The 17,464-nt window shown below is 62.1% G+C and carries 16 protein-coding genes; 13 read left to right on the top strand and 3 right to left on the bottom strand.

The annotated features are described in order from the left end of the window. From CB0205_RS0110165 to CB0205_RS0110155, 3 genes are all read left to right on the top strand, one after another. Window positions 1–421 (top strand): CopD family protein (locus tag CB0205_RS0110165; RefSeq protein WP_010317017.1); only part of this gene is annotated, 421 nt, incomplete at its 5' end. After that, on the top strand, window positions 421–1,068 hold the full coding sequence (locus CB0205_RS0110160; RefSeq protein WP_010317015.1) for a PHP domain-containing protein: 648 nt from the start codon (window positions 421–423) through the stop codon (window positions 1,066–1,068). The genes CB0205_RS0110165 and CB0205_RS0110160, both read left to right, overlap by 1 nt. Window positions 1,069–1,095: 27 nt before the next feature. Continuing rightward, on the top strand, window positions 1,096–1,629 hold the full coding sequence (locus tag CB0205_RS0110155) for a hypothetical protein (protein ID WP_010317014.1): 534 nt from the start codon (window positions 1,096–1,098) through the stop codon (window positions 1,627–1,629). On the opposite strand, the gene cobN is transcribed toward CB0205_RS0110155, so the two are convergent. Next, window positions 1,626–5,315, bottom strand: a complete 3,690-nt coding sequence (gene cobN, locus CB0205_RS0110150; protein ID WP_010317012.1) for a cobaltochelatase subunit CobN — start codon at window positions 5,313–5,315, stop codon at window positions 1,626–1,628. The genes CB0205_RS0110155 and cobN overlap by 4 nt on opposite strands. Before the next feature lie 86 nt (window positions 5,316–5,401). Between cobN and CB0205_RS0110145 the strand changes: the two genes are divergently transcribed. From CB0205_RS0110145 to CB0205_RS0110135, 3 genes are read left to right on the top strand one after another with little or no spacing between them, the layout of a single operon-like run. Further along, window positions 5,402–6,319: a branched-chain amino acid transaminase gene (locus tag CB0205_RS0110145; protein WP_010317010.1), complete on the top strand. Its 918-nt coding sequence runs from the start codon at window positions 5,402–5,404 to the stop codon at window positions 6,317–6,319. 7 nt (window positions 6,320–6,326) lie between these two features. Continuing rightward, on the top strand, window positions 6,327–9,938 hold the full coding sequence (metH, locus tag CB0205_RS0110140; RefSeq protein WP_010317008.1) for a methionine synthase: 3,612 nt from the start codon (window positions 6,327–6,329) through the stop codon (window positions 9,936–9,938). Window positions 9,939–9,963: 25 nt separating this feature from the next. Further along, on the top strand, window positions 9,964–10,236 hold the full coding sequence (locus tag CB0205_RS0110135; RefSeq protein WP_010317006.1) for a DUF4090 family protein: 273 nt from the start codon (window positions 9,964–9,966) through the stop codon (window positions 10,234–10,236). A gap of 1 nt (window position 10,237) precedes the next feature. Here CB0205_RS0110135 and CB0205_RS0110130 read toward each other — a convergent pair whose 3' ends face one another. After that, window positions 10,238–10,465 (bottom strand): hypothetical protein, encoded by a 228-nt coding sequence (locus tag CB0205_RS0110130; RefSeq protein ID WP_010317004.1) that lies wholly within the window; start codon window positions 10,463–10,465, stop codon window positions 10,238–10,240. Between the two features lie 128 nt (window positions 10,466–10,593). On the opposite strand from CB0205_RS0110130, the gene CB0205_RS0110125 reads away from it, so the two are divergent. Genes CB0205_RS0110125 through CB0205_RS16745 form a run of 5 tightly spaced genes read left to right on the top strand, consistent with a single transcriptional unit; the run spans window position 10,594 to window position 14,414 of the window. Beyond that, entirely contained in the window at window positions 10,594–10,974 is a 381-nt protein-coding gene (locus CB0205_RS0110125) for a DUF2237 family protein (protein ID WP_029626305.1), read from the top strand. Then, the gene (locus tag CB0205_RS0110120; protein ID WP_010317000.1) at window positions 10,971–11,891 is read left to right on the top strand and encodes an NAD(P)H-dependent glycerol-3-phosphate dehydrogenase; all 921 of its coding nucleotides are present in this window, start codon (window positions 10,971–10,973) and stop codon (window positions 11,889–11,891) included. The genes CB0205_RS0110125 and CB0205_RS0110120 overlap by 4 nt, the downstream gene beginning before the upstream one ends. Before the next feature lie 6 nt (window positions 11,892–11,897). Next, complete coding sequence (locus CB0205_RS0110115) at window positions 11,898–12,794, top strand: PhzF family phenazine biosynthesis protein (protein ID WP_010316998.1); 897 nt, start codon at window positions 11,898–11,900, stop codon at window positions 12,792–12,794. Between the two features lie 36 nt (window positions 12,795–12,830). Next, complete coding sequence (locus tag CB0205_RS0110110; RefSeq protein ID WP_043705918.1) at window positions 12,831–13,670, top strand: ATP adenylyltransferase; 840 nt, start codon at window positions 12,831–12,833, stop codon at window positions 13,668–13,670. A gap of 60 nt (window positions 13,671–13,730) precedes the next feature. Then, window positions 13,731–14,414: a sigma-70 family RNA polymerase sigma factor gene (locus tag CB0205_RS16745; protein WP_010316996.1), complete on the top strand. Its 684-nt coding sequence runs from the start codon at window positions 13,731–13,733 to the stop codon at window positions 14,412–14,414. On the opposite strand, the gene CB0205_RS15445 is transcribed toward CB0205_RS16745, so the two are convergent. Beyond that, window positions 14,359–14,493 carry a hypothetical protein gene (locus CB0205_RS15445; RefSeq protein ID WP_363155472.1) on the bottom strand — a complete coding sequence of 45 codons (135 nt, stop codon included), beginning with the start codon at window positions 14,491–14,493 and terminating at the stop codon, window positions 14,359–14,361. The two genes, CB0205_RS16745 and CB0205_RS15445, sit on opposite strands and share 56 nt — an antisense overlap. 222 nt (window positions 14,494–14,715) lie before the next feature. Here CB0205_RS15445 and CB0205_RS0110095 point away from each other — a divergent pair, with 222 nt between their 5' ends. Then, complete coding sequence (locus CB0205_RS0110095; RefSeq protein WP_010316993.1) at window positions 14,716–16,281, top strand: DUF3370 family protein; 1,566 nt, start codon at window positions 14,716–14,718, stop codon at window positions 16,279–16,281. 25 nt (window positions 16,282–16,306) lie between these two features. Continuing rightward, complete coding sequence (locus CB0205_RS0110090; RefSeq protein WP_010316992.1) at window positions 16,307–17,371, top strand: molecular chaperone DnaJ; 1,065 nt, start codon at window positions 16,307–16,309, stop codon at window positions 17,369–17,371. The last annotated feature ends 93 nt before the right edge of the window (window positions 17,372–17,464 follow it).

Raw genomic sequence — 17,464 nt, 5'->3', positions numbered from 1 at the left:
GTACGGGCTGATGGAAAAGCGTCTGGCCAACATCATCACCACACCGGGAATGGTGGTGGCTGTCTCGATGGCGATTGGCCTGTTGGTGGCAAACCCTGCCTGGCTTCAGCAGGGATGGATGCACGCCAAGTTGGCCTTTGTCGCGGCCCTGCTGGCCTATCACTTCTTTTGTTATCGCCTGATGGGGCAGCTGCAACAGGGAAGCTGCGGCTGGAGTCCCAAACAACTGCGGGCCCTCAATGAGCTGCCGACCTTGCTGTTGGTGATCGTTGTGATGCTGGTGGTCTTCAAGAACCAGTTCCCAACCGGAGCCGCCACCTGGTTCATCGTGGCCCTGGTGGTCTTCATGGCCGCCTCCATTCAGTTCTATGCCCGCTGGCGCCGCCTCCGGGCCGAGAAGGAAGCCGCCGCAGCTAGCTAGTGCGCCATCCCCTGGTTCCGGTCCTGCAATCCGTCACGGCTGAATGCTGCCCAACGCGGCTGAATTTCCACTGCCACACCACAAACAGCGATGGCAGCCTCGCGCCTGAGGCCTTGGCCCAGCAGGCCCTCTCCATCGGCCTGGAGCATTTGGCGGTCACCGATCACCACAGCACAGCTGCTTTTTTGGCAATCCAGCGCTGGTTTGAGCAGCAGCTGGAGAGCGGGATGAGCCCGCCCCAACTCTGGAGTGGCATCGAGATCAGCTGCCTGCTGGAGGGCTGCCTTGTTCATGTCCTCGGTCTTGGTTTTGATCCCGAACACCCTGCGCTGGAGCCCTATCGCCAGGGCCAAGCTCCGATCGGGGAAGCGCTGAAGGCCAGCGAGGTCAGGCGCCGGCTCCATTCCGCTGGGGGATTGGCGTTGCTGGCCCACCCCGGCCGGTATCGACTGCCGTTTCAGCGATTGATCCCCGCGGCCGCAGATCTGGGGTTCGATGGGGCCGAGGCCTACTACGACTACGACATGCAGCCGCAATGGCGTCCGACGCCGTTGGTGTGCGACTCGGTCTCAGAACTTCTGACCAAACACGCACTTCTGCGAAGTTGCGGTACCGATACCCATGGGTTCGAGCTTTGTGGCCGCTAGGGTTTCCGGAGATCCTGAACCCTTGCGATGGGCCTGTTTGATCGCCTGCTCGGCAATAACCAGTCGCAGTCTCCCCTGACCAAGCGGGAGCCAGCGAAGAAGAAGGAGGAAGCGTTCTTCCTCGACGCCGATTCCTCCAGCAGCATGGGGAATGTCGACTTCATGCGTCAGTCGAACACGATCCGTCGCACCTTCCCCGGCACCGCTGCCAGCCCTGGGAGCAAGGAAATCGTTGACGAGGTCGCCTCGATGACGGCCCGTCGTGTCATCAAATCTGATGGGCTTGGTGACCCGAAAAAACCTGAGGTGCAGACCGATCTGACGGGTGGCATCCCGAAGGAAGTCAAGAAGACGTTCTGCGAGCCGATGAGCCAGGCCGAGCTGGACGAGCGCAAGCGTGGTTCCTCCGTCGGCGTGAACGTCCCCGGTGGCCCTGCCGCCATCAACGCCCAGAAGCAGCAAGAGAAAGCTCAGCAGGATCAAGCCCAGCCCAGCACCCCTGCATCCACGTCGAAGCCCGGGGACATTGGTGCCTTCAAGGGCTGGGTCAAGGACCTCTAACCCTCGATCAGCGCCTCCGCATTCAAGACCAGCTCACGCAGATGCGCGAGCTGGTTTTTTTGTGCCCCGCTCCAGAGCCCGCGGTGATGGGCCTCAAGCAGGCGTTCGCCCATGTCCCGTAGGGCCCAAGGGTTGTTGGTTTTCAGGAACTCCAAAACCTCGGGAGATTCAAGCCACTGCTGGCAGATTGAGCCGTAGCTCCAGTCGGGAACCCGACCGGTGCTCGCGTCGTAGGCGAAGAGGTAATCGAGGCTGGCGGCCATCTCGAAGCCACCCTTGTAGCCGTGCTGTTGCATGCCTTCAATCCAGCGCGGATTGAGAACGCGGGAGCGCAGCACCTTGTCGAACTCCTTCTCCAGGCGATGAATGCGAGGACGCTGATGGCGTGAATGGTCCCCGAACCAAACCGCTGGTGCGACACCACGAACGGACTCGACCGCAGCACTCAGCCCGCCCTGGAACTGGTAATAGTCATCGGAATCCAGAAGGTCATGCTCACGGTTGTCCTGGTTTTGCAGCACGACCTGGACTGACGAGAGGCGCTGCTGAAAACCATCCCGGTCGGAGGCAATGCGCAGGGCACCAGTGCCATCACCCTCGTAGCGCCAGCTGCCCCAATTCAGGTAGGCCTCGGCCAGATCACCACGCCCCTCCCAGTCACCACTGTCGATCAGACCTTGAAGGCCCGCTCCATAGGCCCCAGGGGCTGAGCCATAGACCCGCCAGGCATGACCATCCCTTTGCGCGGCTTGCGCGAGTGGGTTCTCCTCAGCCGATTCATCGGCTGCAGCCACCAGAGCCGTGGCGCGGTTGACCCACGCCACAAGCTGGGGAAAGGCGTCTCGGAAGAGTCCTGAGATCCGCAGGGTCACATCCACCCGGGGCCGACCTAAGGCCGACAGGGGAATCAACTCCAGGTCCACCAGCCGGCGACTGGGTCCATCCCAGAGCGGGCGGACGCCCAGCAAGGCCAGGGCCTGGCCAATGTCCTCACCGCCATTGCGCATCGTGCTGGTGCCCCAGACCGACAGGGCGAGATGGCGAAGGGGCTCCCCCTCCTCCATCAAATGCTGATCGAGCAGGAGTTCTGCGCTACGTCGACCCAGGTCCCAGGCTGCTTCCGTCGGCAGCCCGCGCAAATCAACGCTGTAGAAATTGCGGCCCGTCGGTAAAAGATCCGGCCGTCCACGGGTGGGGGCACCGGAGGGCCCCGCCGCGATCCGATCACCTGCTACACCACGCAGAAAGGCCGTGCGCTCGGCCTCACCGCAGCCAAGCAGATTCGGCACGAGCCGTTGGCCAAGACGCTCCAGCACCTGCTCGGTGTGTTGCCCGACGGCCTCGTGGCTGTGCACTTCGCCCAGAAGTGAGCGGCAGAGATCAAGCGCCTGATCTTCAAGCCAGGCGATGGCATCCCCGCAGACCCTGGGGTGTCTGAGGCCGAGGGCGAGTAGCCGCTGCTGATCGACGGGCTCGAGGGGGGATTCTTCTGGGTCACTCCAGGGGTCCAGCTGCAAGGCCGCATCGAGGGCAAGGGCCTGGGTTAGACCGAGACCACCCTCCTGGGGGGGACGGGCCAGACAGGCCAGCAGTTCAGCGAGGGCCTCCGTCTCAGGAAGGGAGCCGAAGCGATGCAGACCGGTTCGGATCTGGGCTTCCTTGAGTTCACAGAGGTAGCCGTCGGCGGCATCGAGGGGATCCGCAGCGTCGCCCGCGGCCAAGACGTCGCTGAGTTCGCTGCGGCTCAGTTGCGTCAGGATCGCGCTGCGGAGCGTCTCACTCCGAGCACTGCCTAGCTGTACGGATTCCCAATACTCATCAATCAGAGCCTCGAGTTCCCGCAAGTCGCCATGGAGTCCTGCACGACCAAGAGGTGGGGTGAGGTGATCGAGGATGACCGCCTGGGCACGGCGCTTGGCCTGGGAGCCCTCACCCGGGTCATTGACGATGAACGGATAGAGGTGGGGGATCGGGCCAAAGGCCAGTTCCGGGAAGCAGCCCGGCGAGAGTCCAAGTCCCTTTCCAGGAAGCCACTCGAGGTTGCCATGCTTGCCCACATGGCAGATCAGCTGGACCGCTGCGGATTGGTTCAGCCAGAGGTAGTGGGCCAGGTAGTGGTGGGTCGGCACCAGATCCGGGGAGTGGTAGCTGAGGCTTGGGTCCCTCTCGTAACCCCGGGACGGCTGGATCATCACCACCACATGGCCGTATTGCAGGCCATGGATGGGGTAGCCCTCCTTCTCCAGCGACGGATCCTGTTCTGGTGCACCCCACTGGGCTTCCAGGCGGCTGCGAGCTGCTGCGGGGATTCCGTCAAACCAAGCCAGGTAATCGGCAAGGGGAAGGTGATCCAGGGCCTTCAGGTGGGTGCTTTCAGGGTCATTCGTCCGTCCGGCGAGCAACGCCTGAATCAGGCCGTCTCCGTCGCTTGGAAGCTGCTCCGGTAGTCCATAGCCCGCTTGCTTCAGCCAATGCAGCATCGCCGCAGCGCTGGCTGGGGTGTCGAGCCCGACGCCGTTGGCTAATCGCGCATTGCGGGTTGGATAGTTCGCCAGCACCAAGGCCAGACGGCGATCGGACGCCGGGGTCTCGCGCAGGCTGCACCAGCGCTGCACCAATTGCGCAACCCAATCGAGCCGCTCCCGCTCCGGTAAGTAGCGATGCAGAGCTGTGGCCAAGCGCGAATCAGCTCTGGTCAGCTCCTTAAAGGCGCCAACGCGTGTGCTGATGCGCCCGTCGAGCTCCGGCATCGCCACCTGCAGGGTCAGATCCAGGGAGGACAGACCAACTGGACTGGCGCTGCAAGCCTCCTGCGTTTGGGTGCTGCAGAGCAGCTGGAAGACAGGAACACCGAGCGCGTCCCACAGCGGGGCACCGAGCCCTGCTTCAGCGAACTGCACCGAGGCGAAGGAGGTGGTGCAGACCACAGCCGCCACCTGTTCGCGCTGGAGCAGATCCAGGGTTCCTCGCTGGACCCCTGGGTCCCTGAGGCTGCTGACCCAGAGAGCCCGCGGGGCGAGCCCCTGTGTTCTGAGGGAGTCGAGCAGGGCCTCGGGCAAGGCCAAATCACCGGACTGCAGGAGCGCCCGGTAGAGGATGACACCGACACGCGGTCCGAGATCGTCACGCCAGTCGTGGGCTTTCGGGTCCTCAACGGCGTGGACTTGGGGGAGCTGCAGCTGGCCGTGATCGAGCCAGTGGCCAAGGGAGCCCAGGACCTCCAGAAGATTGGATGTACCCCCTTCCCGGAGGCAGCGGCTGCTTGCTGTGGCGAGTGCAGCGGGAACGCTGCTGAGGCTGGCAAGGGCCTCGTCCTCATCGGCGGTCCCGGCCAGAACGACCAGCGCTCGTTTGGAGTCTGCAGAGGCCCACTGCCGGAACTGCTCGAGGCCATAACTCCAGTGCCCGCGTCCGCCAAGCAGTCGGATCAACACCAGCTGCGTGCCGCCAAGGCTGGTGCGGATGTAGTGATCGAGAACCGCTGGGTGCTGCAGGCTGGCCAGGTTGAGACCTTGGATCTGGCGAGCCGCTCCTGCCGGACAACTGTGCTGATCCAGGCAGGCCGACAGGGCAGCCAAGTCGGTGTCGGCGCTGGAGAGGAACACCAGCTCCGCCCCGGGTTGCTCCACGTAGGTCACCCCGTCATCAGGGCTGTGGCTACCAGGGACAGCCGCAAGACGGTGCATTGCTCCATCTTGCTGGTTCAGCACTCGCGCTTGGGCACCCAGCAGTGAGAGGATCGTCTGCAGCTGTGGCCGCCCCCACCGACCCCATGCATCAGTTCCTGCCCTTCGCCTGGTTCGGTGGCAAGTGTGTGCCCTTTGCGGAGGCCACGCTGTCGGTGGCGACCCATGCCCTGCACTACGGGACCGGTGCGTTTGGCGGAATGCGGGCGATCCCCAATCCGGCCGATGCCAACGAGATTCTTCTGTTCCGGGCCGACCGCCACGCCCGCCGATTAAGTCAGAGCGCGCGTCTCCTACTGACAGAGCTCAGCGAAGACACGATCCACAGCGCGATCCATCAGTTCCTGTGCGCCAATCGCCCCACCTGCCCGGTCTATCTGCGTCCTTTCGTCTACACAAGTGACCTGGGGATTGCCCCGAGGCTGCACAACATTGAGACCGATTTCCTGATCTACGGCCTTGAGCTCGGTGACTATCTCTCCCCTGAGGGGGTGAGCTGCCGGATTAGCTCCTGGACCCGCCAAGAAGATCGCTCCCTGCCCCTTCGCGGCAAGATCAGCGGCGCCTACATCACCAGTTCACTCGCCAAAACAGAGGCCGTCAAGAGCGGTTTTGATGAGGCTCTGCTGCTCAACAGCCGCGGCAAGGTCAGCGAGGCCAGCGGCATGAATCTGTTCCTCGTTCGCGATGGTGTCCTGATCACACCAGGTGTCGATCAGGACATTCTTGAGGGCATCACACGATCCAGTGTTCTGGAGCTGGCTAAGGCGATGGGGATCCCCACCTTGGAGCGTCCCGTCGACAAGAGCGAGTTATTCATTGCCGATGAAGTCTTCCTCAGCGGTACAGCCGCCAAGGTCACGCCGATTCGTCGTGTGGAAACCACTGAACTCAGTGCTGAGCGTCCGGTGATGACCGCCATTCGCGAGCGCCTGAGCGCCATCACCGAAGGGCGTGATCCCGCCTTTGACCATTGGGTTACGCGCATTCGCCTGGACGGTTGATCGGTTGATGCTCGCCACACAACGCATCGGTTTCCTTGAACGCCTGCACAGCCCTGCGCGGCCAGTGCTGGTGTTTGACGGCGCAACGGGAACGTCGTTGCAGCAGATGGATCTGACTGCTGATGACTTCGGCGGCCTGGCCCTCGAGGGTTGCAACGAAAACCTGGTGTTCACGCGCCCGGATGCCGTCCAGGCGGTGCATCGTCAGTTTCTCGAAGCCGGCTGCGATGTGATCGAGACCGACACCTTCGGGGCGACCTCAACGGTCTTGGCCGAGTACGACATCCAAGACAAGGCCTTTGAGCTCAACAAGCGGGCCGCGGAGCTTGCCCGTGAAATGGCGGCGGCCTACTCAACGCCTGAGAAGCCCAGGTTTGTGGCCGGATCGATGGGTCCGACGACGAAGCTGCCAACCCTTGGGCACATTGGCTTCGATGAGATGCGCGACTCCTTTGCGGAGCAGGCCGAGGGCCTGATCGCAGGAGATGTCGACCTGTTCATCGTTGAAACCTGTCAGGACGTCCTGCAAATCAAGGCGGCCCTCCAGGGCATTGAACAGGCCTTTGCCAAAACAGGTGAACGGCGTCCCCTGATGGTCAGCGTGACCATGGAGACCACCGGCACGATGCTGGTGGGCTCGGATATTGCCGCTGTCGTGGCAATCCTTGAGCCCTTTCCGATCGATGTTCTCGGCCTGAACTGCGCGACCGGCCCCGAGCAGATGAAGGAGCACGTCCGCTACCTCTCGGCCCATAGCCCCTTCGTCGTCAGCTGTATCCCCAACGCGGGATTACCCGAGAACATTGGCGGTGTGGCGCACTACCGTCTCACGCCCACAGAGATGAAGATGCAGCTGATGCACTTCGTCGAGGACCTGGGTGTCCAGGTGATCGGTGGCTGCTGCGGCACGACTCCGGCCCACATTGCGGCCCTGGCGGAGCTCGCTTCTGAACTGCAACCTGCAGAACGCAGCGTGCGTGGAAGCACTGAGCCGGATGCTGATGCTCCACGGCCAGCCCTGCAGTACGAACCCTCAGCCAGTTCGATCTACGGCGTTACCCCCTATCTGCAGGACAACTCCTTCCTGATCATTGGTGAACGGCTGAATGCCAGTGGCTCCAAGAAGGTCCGGGAGTTGCTGGCTGAAGAGGACTGGGATGGTCTGGTTTCCGTCGCCCGGGGGCAGGTCAAGGAGAACGCCCACGTTCTCGATGTCAACGTCGATTACGTCGGCCGCGATGGCGAGGCCGATATGCATGCCTTGGTGAGCCGTCTGGTCACCAACGTCAACCTTCCCTTGATGCTCGACTCCACGGAGTGGCAAAAGATGGAAGCTGGCCTGAAGGTGGCCGGTGGCAAGTGCATCCTCAACTCCACCAACTACGAAGACGGTGACGAGCGCTTTTTCAAAGTGCTGGAACTGGCGCGTGACTATGGCGCTGGTGTGGTGGTCGGCACCATTGATGAGGAGGGGATGGCCCGCAGCGCAGAGCGCAAATTCGCCATCGCACAACGCGCTTACCGGGACGCCCTGGAATACGGCATTCCAGCCCATGAAATCTTCTACGACCCTCTAGCGCTGCCCATCTCAACGGGCATCGAAGAGGACCGTGAGAACGGCCTCGCCACCGTCCAGGCGATTCGCATGATTCGCGAAAACCTCCCGGGCGTCCATGTGGTTCTCGGTGTCAGCAACGTCAGTTTCGGCCTGTCACCTGCGGCTCGCATCGTTCTGAACTCCGTCTTCCTGCACGACTGCTGTGAGGCGGGCATGGATGCGGCCATCGTGAGCCCTGCGAAAATCCTCCCCCTGATCAAGATCAGTGAGGAGCACCAGCAGGTCTGCCGCGATCTGATCAATGACCGCAGGCGCTTTGAGAACGGCGTCTGCGTCTATGACCCGCTGACGGAGCTCACCACGCTGTTCGAGGGCGTGTCCACCAAGGAAGCCCGCGCCTCCGGTCCCTCCTTGGCAGACCTTCCGGTTGAGGAGCGGCTCAAGCAGCACATCATCGATGGCGAGCGCATTGGCCTTGAGGATGCCCTGCGTCTTGCGCTTGAGACCTACAAACCGCTGCACATCATCAACACCTTCCTGCTTGATGGGATGAAGGTGGTAGGTGAACTCTTCGGCTCCGGCCAAATGCAGTTGCCTTTTGTGCTTCAGAGTGCCGAGACGATGAAGTCTGCGGTGGCTTTCCTGGAGCCATTAATGGACAAGGTGGAGGGTGAGAGTTCAGCGAAAGCGAAGTTCTTGATTGCCACTGTCAAAGGCGATGTCCATGACATCGGCAAGAATCTCGTTGACATCATCCTTACGAATAACGGCTACGAGGTGATCAACCTGGGCATTAAGCAGCCCGTCGAGGCCATCATTGAGGCGCAGCAGAAGCACAACGCTGATTGCATTGCCATGAGTGGGTTGTTGGTCAAGTCAACGGCCTTCATGAAGGACAACTTGGCTGCGTTCAATGAGGCAGGGATCAATGTCCCTGTGATCCTTGGTGGTGCTGCGTTGACCCCTCGCTTTGTCAATAAGGACTGCCGTGAGGTTTATGCCGGTCAGGTGATTTACGGCCGCGATGCGTTTGCTGACCTGCGGTTCATGGATGCCCTCGTGACCGCCAAAGCGGATGAGCAGTGGGACAACGCCAAGGGGTTCCTGGGTGCGATTCCCGAGGGCCTTGGTCTGGACAATGCTGGCGAATCTGACGGTCAGCCAGAGGGCTCTGGCGGCAAGGCAGCGGCTGAATCGACTCCCGCTGCGCTAACTCCCGTCTCAACGGAACGCTCCGAAGCCGTCCCTGAAGAGCCAGCCCTCACCCCTCCGTTCTGGGGAAGTCAGGTCCTGCGGGAAGACGCGATCGACATCGAATCTGTCTTCGCCTACCTGGATCGCAATGCCCTCTTCGCCGGGCAATGGCAACTGCGCAAGGCCCAAGGACAGTCCCGCGAGGACTATGAGGCCATGCTCGCTGAGAAGGCTGAGCCGGTCCTTGCCCACTGGAAGCAGCGCTGCATCGATGAGGCCCTGCTGAGCCCTCGGGTGGCCTACGGCTACTACCCCTGTGGCCGTGATGGAAATGCCCTTGTGGTGTTTAACCCTGAGCAACACGACCAGGAGCTCGGACGCTTTGAGCTGCCGCGCCAGCGATCAGGCAACCGCTACTGCATCGCTGATTTCTATCGCGACCTCGCCCCCGGGGCCACAGACGTGCTGCCGATGCAGGCGGTGACCATGGGTGAGCGGGCCACCGAATTCGCCCAGGAGCTCTTCAAGGGCGATCAGTACAGCGACTACCTGTACTTCCATGGACTTGGCGTTCAAATGGCAGAGGCCTTGGCCGAATGGGTCCATGCCCGCATTCGCAGCGAGCTGGGCTATCCGGACTCCGCAGACATGCCCCTGCGCGATGTCTTAGCTCAGCGCTATCGCGGCAGTCGCTACTCCTTTGGTTATCCCGCCTGCCCCAACGTCCCGGATTCCCGTCAACAGCTCACCTGGCTGGGTACGGATCGCATTGGGTTGAGCATGGACGAGAGCGACCAACTGGAGCCCGAGCAGAGCACCACAGCTCTGGTTGCCCTGCACAGCCAGGCTCGCTATTTCTCCGCTTAGGGTCAGGGCCCCTCACCCTTGACCGATGGCCATTGCCGGACCTGGCGGCGTCGATGCTGCAATCGCCTCAGGCATTGATCTCGATGGAAGCCCGATCCCTCAGGAGATGCTGGCCCTCTACAACGAGGTGATGGATCTGGAGAGTCAACGGGCCCGCAGCGGCGTCAAAAAATCAATGCGGAACCGTGTGGTTAAAACCGGCTCGAAGCACTTTGACCAACAGACCCTCGATGCACGCCTCAAGGCGGCTGGCTGGAAGGGCCTGAAGGACAAAGAGGTCGCCTTCTTCTACGGCTGAATCAGCCGCAGAGATTTTCCATGGTGTCGATCACTTCCTGTTGGAACTCCTCGAGGTCAGAGGAGTCCGATAGATCGACACCTTCTCCAGCCGCGTTCTGAGCTAACTCCTGGAAGTGGAATGCGCCCTCGCCGTTGGCCAAGAACTCAATGGCAGAGCTCTCGCCGCTCTCCTTGAAGGCATCGCAAAGGGCCAGGAAGGCGCCGTCTTCGGTGAAGTCCCAGCTCATGTAGGGGGGTTGGCTGAATGACCTTTAACGCCTTACCCCCCGATCCCGTCAACCTCCCCGGCGGTTTTGTTCCACTCCTTCGTCAGAATTGACGTCATTCACCGGCTGAAACCGGGCACAACCCAACGATGAACGCAGCTGAGACCACGTCCCTCAACGTTCTTGGAGAACCGTTGCAGGAGTGTGGATGTGACCCGATGACTGGCTGGTTTCGCGACGGCAGCTGCCGCACCAACGCAGCGGATTTGGGGCGTCACAGCGTCTGTTGCGTCGTCAATGAACAATTCCTCAGCTACTCGAAGGCTCAGGGGAATGATTTGACGACCCCGATGCCCGCCTATGGCTTCCCCGGGCTCAAACCCGGTGACCACTGGTGCGTCTGTGCAGCCCGTTGGCTCGAGGCCTACCAAGACGGCATGGCCCCACCCGTCCGCCTCGCAGCTTGTGAGGACTCCAGCCTGGACGTGATTCCCCTCGAGCTGCTTCAGGCCCACGCGGCGGACCAGTGACCGCCCTCAGCATCGGTGTCCTGGGCCTTGGGGCTTGGGGGCAGACCCTTTCTGATTTGTTCAGCCGCCAGGGGCACCAGATCAAGGTTTGGAGCCGCCGCAGCGGAGGGTCCCCTCTCGAAGCCATACGTGCTGTCGATTTGGTGCTGGTGGCCGTCTCCCTTGCAGGGAGCAAGCAGCTGGCCACAGACCTAGCTGGGGACTGGGACCTGCGAGTGCCGCTGCTGAGCTGTAGCAAGGGGCTCGACCCCGAGACCCAGCTCACCGCAAGTCAAATCTGGCAGGCCGCTAATCCCGAGCTCAACCCTCTTGTGCTGAGTGGTCCCAACCTTGCGACTGAATTGGCCCAGGGCTGCCCGGCGGCGAGTGTTTTGGCCGGGGTGGAGCTCGATCGGGTTCAGCAGCTGCAGCGGCAGCTCAGCTCCGATCAGCTGCGGCTTTATGCCAGTGCAGATCCGCTTGGAGTGGAACTCGCGGGTGCGCTTAAAAACGTGATGGCGATCGCGGCTGGTATCTGCGATGGCTTGCAGCTCGGAGCTAACGCCAAGGCCTCGTTGCTCTGCCGGGGGATGGCGGAGATGGGACTGGTGATTCAGAACCTGGGGGGAGAGCAGGGCAGCCTCTACGGGTTGGCGGGTCTGGGTGATCTCTTGGCAACAGCGAACAGCCCCCTCAGCCGGAACTACCGCTTTGGTTTGGCCCTGGCGGGCGGGGCCAGTGCCAGCGAAGCCCAAGCCAGCGTTGGCGCCACTGTCGAGGGATTCAAGACTGCCCAGGCTGTTGCGGCACTGGGCGAGCGCCACGGCTGGTCCCTACCGATCTGCCAGCAGGTGGTGCGTACGGCAGACGGCCGAAGTAGCCCCCAAGAGGCGGTTCATGCCTTAATGCAGCGGTCCCTTCGTGATGAGCAGGCCTAGCGCTGGATGCCTGAGCTTCCTTCCGATCCAACGGCGCGGCGGGCTCTGCTGATCGAGGCATTTGCTGATGGTCCCCTGTGCGGCAACGGCGCAGCGGTGGTGGAACTGCAGGAGGCGGCCAGCCCAGAGTGGATGCAGGCCCTGGCGGGCAGTTTGAAGCAATCTGAGACGGCCTTTCTTTGGCTGAACCCCAGGCAGCAGTGGTGCATTCGCTGGTTCACACCAACCTGTGAGGTGCCCCTCTGTGGGCATGCAACGTTGGCCGCAACCCTCGCCCTGCAGCACTGGAACCTGGTTCCAGTAGGAGACGAGCTCCGCCTGGCGAGCCGAAGCGGTGGCTTAGCGGTTCGCGTTGATCCGCAGGTGAGGGGAGCTGCCTCCCTGGTGCTGCCCAGCGAACCCCTCATCCATGAGCAGGCACCGAGCTATCTGAGGCAGGTTCTGGACAGCGACGTCTTGGGCTACTGGCGCTCGAACTTGGGCTATCGCGTCGTACTCGTGGACAGCGCGCTGATCCTGCGGGAGCTCCGGGGGGTGAGTGAGCGCCTCGAAGGGGCTGATCGTCAAGGTCTGGTGGTGATGCAGGCCGGGAGCTCCGCTGAGCTCTTTGGCCAGACCTGCGACTACCAGCTGCGCTTCTTTGCCCCAGGCCTCGGCATTGAGGAGGATCCGGTAACAGGTTCAGCCCATGCCCTCGTCGCCCCCTGGTGGGCCGATGAGCTCGGCAAGTCCACCCTTCACGGCTGGCAGCCCTCGGCCCGCTGCGGCGGGATGCGCTGTGAGCTCCAGGAGGGTTACCGCGTGCGCCTTAGTGGTCTGGGCCATGTCCTCTGGTCAGGCTCAGTCGCAGCCGGCCCTCCAGGGCATGTTCCAGGCGACTGGAGCGTCTGCAGTCAGGACTGAGTGGCGCTTTAATCAGATCTGGCCTTGGTCAAGGAGATGGGCGTTCTGGGGCGCTACGGCACAGCAGCGCTGCGCTGCAGCGACGTGGCTGAAGCCAACGGTGCGCTGATCCCGCTGGATACCGCTTTGGAAGGCCTTGCGCGCTGCGAGCCATTCGTCATTCGCCGACTGGAATCGGCCACACCGAAACATCTGCGCCGGGAGGGGCCCAAGCCAAATCCCTTTCTTCCCTGGGATCAGCGCCTGGAGGTGGAACGACTCGGAAGCAGCCACCTGTTGCTGCTGAACAAGTTTCCCGTTCAACGGGGCCACCTGCTCTTGATCACGCAGCAGTGGAGGCCGCAGGCCGGCTGGCTCGAGCAGGCCGACTGGAGGCAACTGGCTGCTGTTGACGCCTGCACCAGTGGTCTTTGGTTTTTCAATAGTTGCCCCGAAGCCGGGGCGAGCCAGCCCCATCGCCACCTGCAGCTGCTGCCGCGGGAGCCGTCTGAGGTCTGTTGTCCCCTCGACAGCGCTATCCGGGCCCAACTGGCTGGATTGGAGGATCCCTGGCCCTGGCGCTATCGCGTGAGTCACCGGACCGCACCGGCTGGGGCTGAAGCGGCGGTGGAACTCGAGCGCCTCTACCTCGAGCAAACGGAGAGCTTGGGTCTTGGGCAACCGTCGATGTCCGAGCAGCCAGGAGCTCCCTACAACGTGCTGATCAGCCCCGACTGGTTCATGACCGTGGCCCGCACCAGGGAGCACGCGGCGGGGTTCAGCGTGAATGCCCTTGGTTTTGCTGGCTACCTACTGCTCACGAACGGCTCCGATCGGGATTGGCTCGAGCGCCATGGTCCTTTGGAGCTGCTGCGAACGGTGGCTCAACCTCGGTGAATTCACCGACGACGCGGGGGACGGGTCAAGGTTTTGCTGAAGCAAGCACACCTTGTTTCCATGCCCACCACGCGGGAGCAGGCCGCAGAAGTTAAGCGGCATCGCGGTCTTGTCCTCGGAACAGCACGGCACTACGCCCAGCGCTGCAGGGAACCAATCGACGATTTGATCCAGGCTGGCTGGGTCGGTTTCCTCAGGGCCTCAGCGCGGTTTCAGCCAGGACCTGACCGCAGCCTTGGTGCCTATGCCAAGCCCTTTGTCCGCGGCGCAATCCTTCGGCACCTCAGGGACAACAGCCGGCTGGTGCGCTTGCCCCGATCTGTTCAGGATCGGTTAGCGCAGTTGAACAAGATTGAGGCCGCTACTGGCAACCAAGCAACAGTGGGCTTAGGCCGCCGACTGGGCTGGAGTGAGACAGCCTTGCGTGTCCTGCAGCAGGCCGAACAGCTAGAGAGGCTCGATTGGCTTGACCCTGAGCGCTGTGAGGGGATCGCAGCCATGGACGACGAGACAGACCCGTTGCTGCCACGGGCAATGGCGCAGTCCTGGTTGGCGTCGATCCAGCAACGCCACAGTCAGGTTGTGGAGCTTGTGGTCTTGGAGGGCTACAGCCTGCGCCGGACCGCTGGTCTGCTGGGGATCAGCTCCGCAACGGTCCGGCGCAGGCTTCACGCTGGACTGGAGGAGCTCAGGACTCGCTGGAATCCTGCATTTGGCGCTCGAGGGTGCTCAGGGCCGCATTGATCGCCGCCAGCTGACGCTCCAGACCGTCGCGCCAGAAGGTCAACATCTGATGCTTGCGCTCTTGGTGACGGCGACGCATCTGGGCCGGAGAACACGCATCAGCGCAAGCAAAGAACGGAGGAATCATGGAGAATGTTTGAGTTCAATCGTTCTAGCCAGCAGCAGTGGTTTGCCGCGACAGGCGGCAGGAGCATCAGCCTCTGTGTTGATTTCGATCAGCCGGAGATAAAAGAATTCGGAGCAGCAACGCACCCCACCGCCAATCATTCGCACGTTGAGAGTAGTTGGTCCCATAGGTCTGATGAGACCCCTCGCAATTGCTCTCGTTGGCGGCGTGTTGATCGCCCCTATCCCGGCTCAAGCCGATGTGGCCTTGATGGCCGGCCAGCAGGCCCGGCCGCTGCAGGGTGCGTTCAACACCGTTCCGGTCCTGCACTCCAACCAACCGGAGGAGGTGCATGGACCAGGCATCCTGGTGACGACAACACCCGGACAGACCATTGCGGCGGAGACGGGACAACCCCTTGCCAACGCCACCTACACCTTTAACGGTGAGTTCGGCCTTCACGTTCACCACAAGTACTACCCGAATGACAAGAGCCGCATGGGTAGCGGTGGTGGACGCCGCGGTGAACTCACCCTGGCCACCCTGCTGATCAACCCCAGCAGTCAGCCCGTTCACATTCGCTTTGAGAAAGGGGCTGTCCGCAACAGCTTTGAAGCGCCCTACCAGTCCGACAATCTGATGGGCGTGAAGCCTCTCGGCCATCGCCCATGGAACACCGGGCCAGGGGACGCGACAGCCGTGCAAATGCTGCGCGGCAAGCTGGACCGGAGACTGGCCGATGAGATCACCATCCCCGCCCGCAGCAGGATTGTTCTCTTCAGCACTCAACTCCCAGCCAAGGGCATTGCCAATGGACTGCTGAAGGGACGAAGCGATGGACCGTTCCAGATGGCTGTGGTGGCCGCCGAGGATCCCCAGTCCGATGCAGATCTGATCGCTGTCCTGGATCAACGGCGTTTGGCACCAGGTCGGGTTTACCTCAGCCGGATTCGCCAAATTGAAAACGGCACGGTCTTCTCACGGGTGGCGGGCGTCGCCATTGGCGACGAATACACCGCAAGCGTGTCCCATGACCTCCAGCAAGGTGCACTGCACGTGCCCCTCACCAGCACCAACCGCCACCATTTCGGCACCGGGGAAGTTCAGATCAATCCCCTGGTCACCCGAATGGTTGATTCCTCGTTAAACAACGTCGGGACCTACGGGGTGCGCTTTGGCGTCACCATGAATCTCACGGGCACAGGCCCCCACAAGTTGGTGCTCAGCCATCCCACGATCAATGGCCGAGGCAAATTCACCGCCTTCCGCGGCTCAATCCGCATCGAAACAGCCGATGGATACCAAGAGGTCCACGTCGGGATGAAGTCCGGCGAAAGCCTCCCCATTGCCGACCTTTATCTACGGCCGGGTCAGAGCAATCCCGTCAAGGTCAGCCTGGTCTATCCAGCGGATGCAACCCCTGGGCACCTGCTGAGCGTGGTTTCGGACCAGCAATTGGCCAATCTCAAACAACGGGAGACGATGACTGCGGTCGCTGCTGCCGCCACAAAACAAAGCCCACCCGAGGTTCCCGTAGCGGCGATCAAGTCACCAGTCTTTGAGCCTGTGACGATCAGGCCGGTCGCGCCACCGGTCGTCGCTCCCCCGCAATGGGTTGAGCCCCCACCGGCACTTCCCAATCTGGAGGGCGTTTCTGCCGCAGTGATCAACCCGACACGCATGAGTGAGAGCTTGATGCTCCGCTATCAGCAGGCTGTCGAGGCCCAACAAAAGATGATGAACTCCCTGTTGGGTCGATAACCTCAACAACAGTTCCCGAACCTGAGTGAGCCAGCGAGAGACCGACAAACGGCGGATCTCGCTGGAACTCAGCGAGGAGCTTTTGGACTGGATCGACGGTCTGAAAGGTCAGCTCGGCTTGCGCAGCCGCGGCGCCACGGTTGAACGCCTACTTCAGGAAGTCAGGGGATCCCAGGACGAGGACGCAGACCAGGACGACTCCTCGCAATCGCAGCCTCACAAGACTCCGGAGGGGGAGGAACGGGACTCACTCGAGGTCGAAGAAGAGCAGAGACCCATTCCCCTCGACGAAGACCTTTCAATTGTTCTCGTGCACTCAGGCTTAGTCGCACAGCGAGACCAGAGCCGTGTCCCATCCGAGAGCAGTGAGGTTTTGCGGGAGGGTCCCCCGGAGCCTCCTGCCGCCACAGGCGGCATTCAGCTTCCCGGCTTCGTGCGCAAGCAAGCCAAGCGCGTCAAGCAAACCCTCGACGCGCCTCCCCGCGCGGCAACGCCTGACGCCACGTTGGCCCTGATCCACCGGCTTGAACTGGAACAAGCCATGCAACAGGTCGCCTCGCACTGGAGCGAGGTCTACGGCCAAGCGCCAACGGAGGCTGCGCTGGAAGCGGCCATGGTCTGGCTCGGCCGGGATATCTGGCCGCAATCGGGGGACAGCGACGGACGTCCCTTCGGCTGGAACCTGGTTCAACAGGTGATGTTCTCCTATGCGCCCGAGTGGGAGGAGGGGACCCCGACCCTTGAGCGCGTAATCGTTGCTGCGGGAATCCTTGAGGACCCCTTTGGTGGATCAACGCTGGCCGCACGTGTTCCGAGCTTGATCACACGCTTCGTTCAGCGTCACCGAAGCCGCAGCAAGCGAAGCACCTCCTTTGATGCCATCGACAACAGCATGACGGTGCACAGCGCCCTGAAGATGCTCCAGCTCGCCACGGTCGCCGATCGCCCCTACAGCCTGCGGGAGATCAGGGAGGCCTACCGCACCCAAGCCGTCAGCCATCACCCTGATGCCGGCGGATCAGCTGATGCGATGCGTCGCCTCAACGAGGCCTACCAGTTCCTCAAGGAGCGCTATCGCGACGTTGCCTAATCACAGGTCGCAGACGAGACTCGTCGCCGGTCCTGAGATACGACGATTCTCAGACGCTAAAGCAGTGTGGATTAGTTCTTTATAGATAGGCAT

The organism is Synechococcus sp. CB0205 (assembly GCF_000179255.1).
Taxonomy (GTDB): Bacteria; Cyanobacteriota; Cyanobacteriia; order PCC-6307; family Cyanobiaceae; genus Vulcanococcus.
Note: the sequence above shows the minus strand (reverse complement) of the source record. Positions and strands in the feature narration are given on the sequence as shown.

Excerpts from the sequence above, each read along its gene's own strand:
- CB0205_RS0110155 (WP_010317014.1), top strand. The coding sequence starts at position 1,096 with ATGGGCCTGTTTGATCGCCTGCTCGGCAATAACCAGTCGCAGTCTCCC.
- cobN (WP_010317012.1), bottom strand. The coding sequence starts at position 5,315 with ATGCACCGTCTTGCGGCTGTCCCTGGTAGCCACAGCCCTGATGACGGG.
- CB0205_RS0110145 (WP_010317010.1), top strand. The coding sequence starts at position 5,402 with ATGCATCAGTTCCTGCCCTTCGCCTGGTTCGGTGGCAAGTGTGTGCCC.
- metH (WP_010317008.1), top strand. The coding sequence starts at position 6,327 with ATGCTCGCCACACAACGCATCGGTTTCCTTGAACGCCTGCACAGCCCT.
- CB0205_RS0110135 (WP_010317006.1), top strand. The coding sequence starts at position 9,964 with ATGGCCATTGCCGGACCTGGCGGCGTCGATGCTGCAATCGCCTCAGGC.
- CB0205_RS0110130 (WP_010317004.1), bottom strand. The coding sequence starts at position 10,465 with ATGAGCTGGGACTTCACCGAAGACGGCGCCTTCCTGGCCCTTTGCGAT.
- CB0205_RS0110125 (WP_029626305.1), top strand. The coding sequence starts at position 10,594 with ATGAACGCAGCTGAGACCACGTCCCTCAACGTTCTTGGAGAACCGTTG.
- CB0205_RS0110115 (WP_010316998.1), top strand. The coding sequence starts at position 11,898 with ATGCCTGAGCTTCCTTCCGATCCAACGGCGCGGCGGGCTCTGCTGATC.
- CB0205_RS0110110 (WP_043705918.1), top strand. The coding sequence starts at position 12,831 with ATGGGCGTTCTGGGGCGCTACGGCACAGCAGCGCTGCGCTGCAGCGAC.
- CB0205_RS16745 (WP_010316996.1), top strand. The coding sequence starts at position 13,731 with ATGCCCACCACGCGGGAGCAGGCCGCAGAAGTTAAGCGGCATCGCGGT.
- CB0205_RS15445 (WP_363155472.1), bottom strand. The coding sequence starts at position 14,493 with ATGCGTCGCCGTCACCAAGAGCGCAAGCATCAGATGTTGACCTTCTGG.
- CB0205_RS0110095 (WP_010316993.1), top strand. The coding sequence starts at position 14,716 with ATGAGACCCCTCGCAATTGCTCTCGTTGGCGGCGTGTTGATCGCCCCT.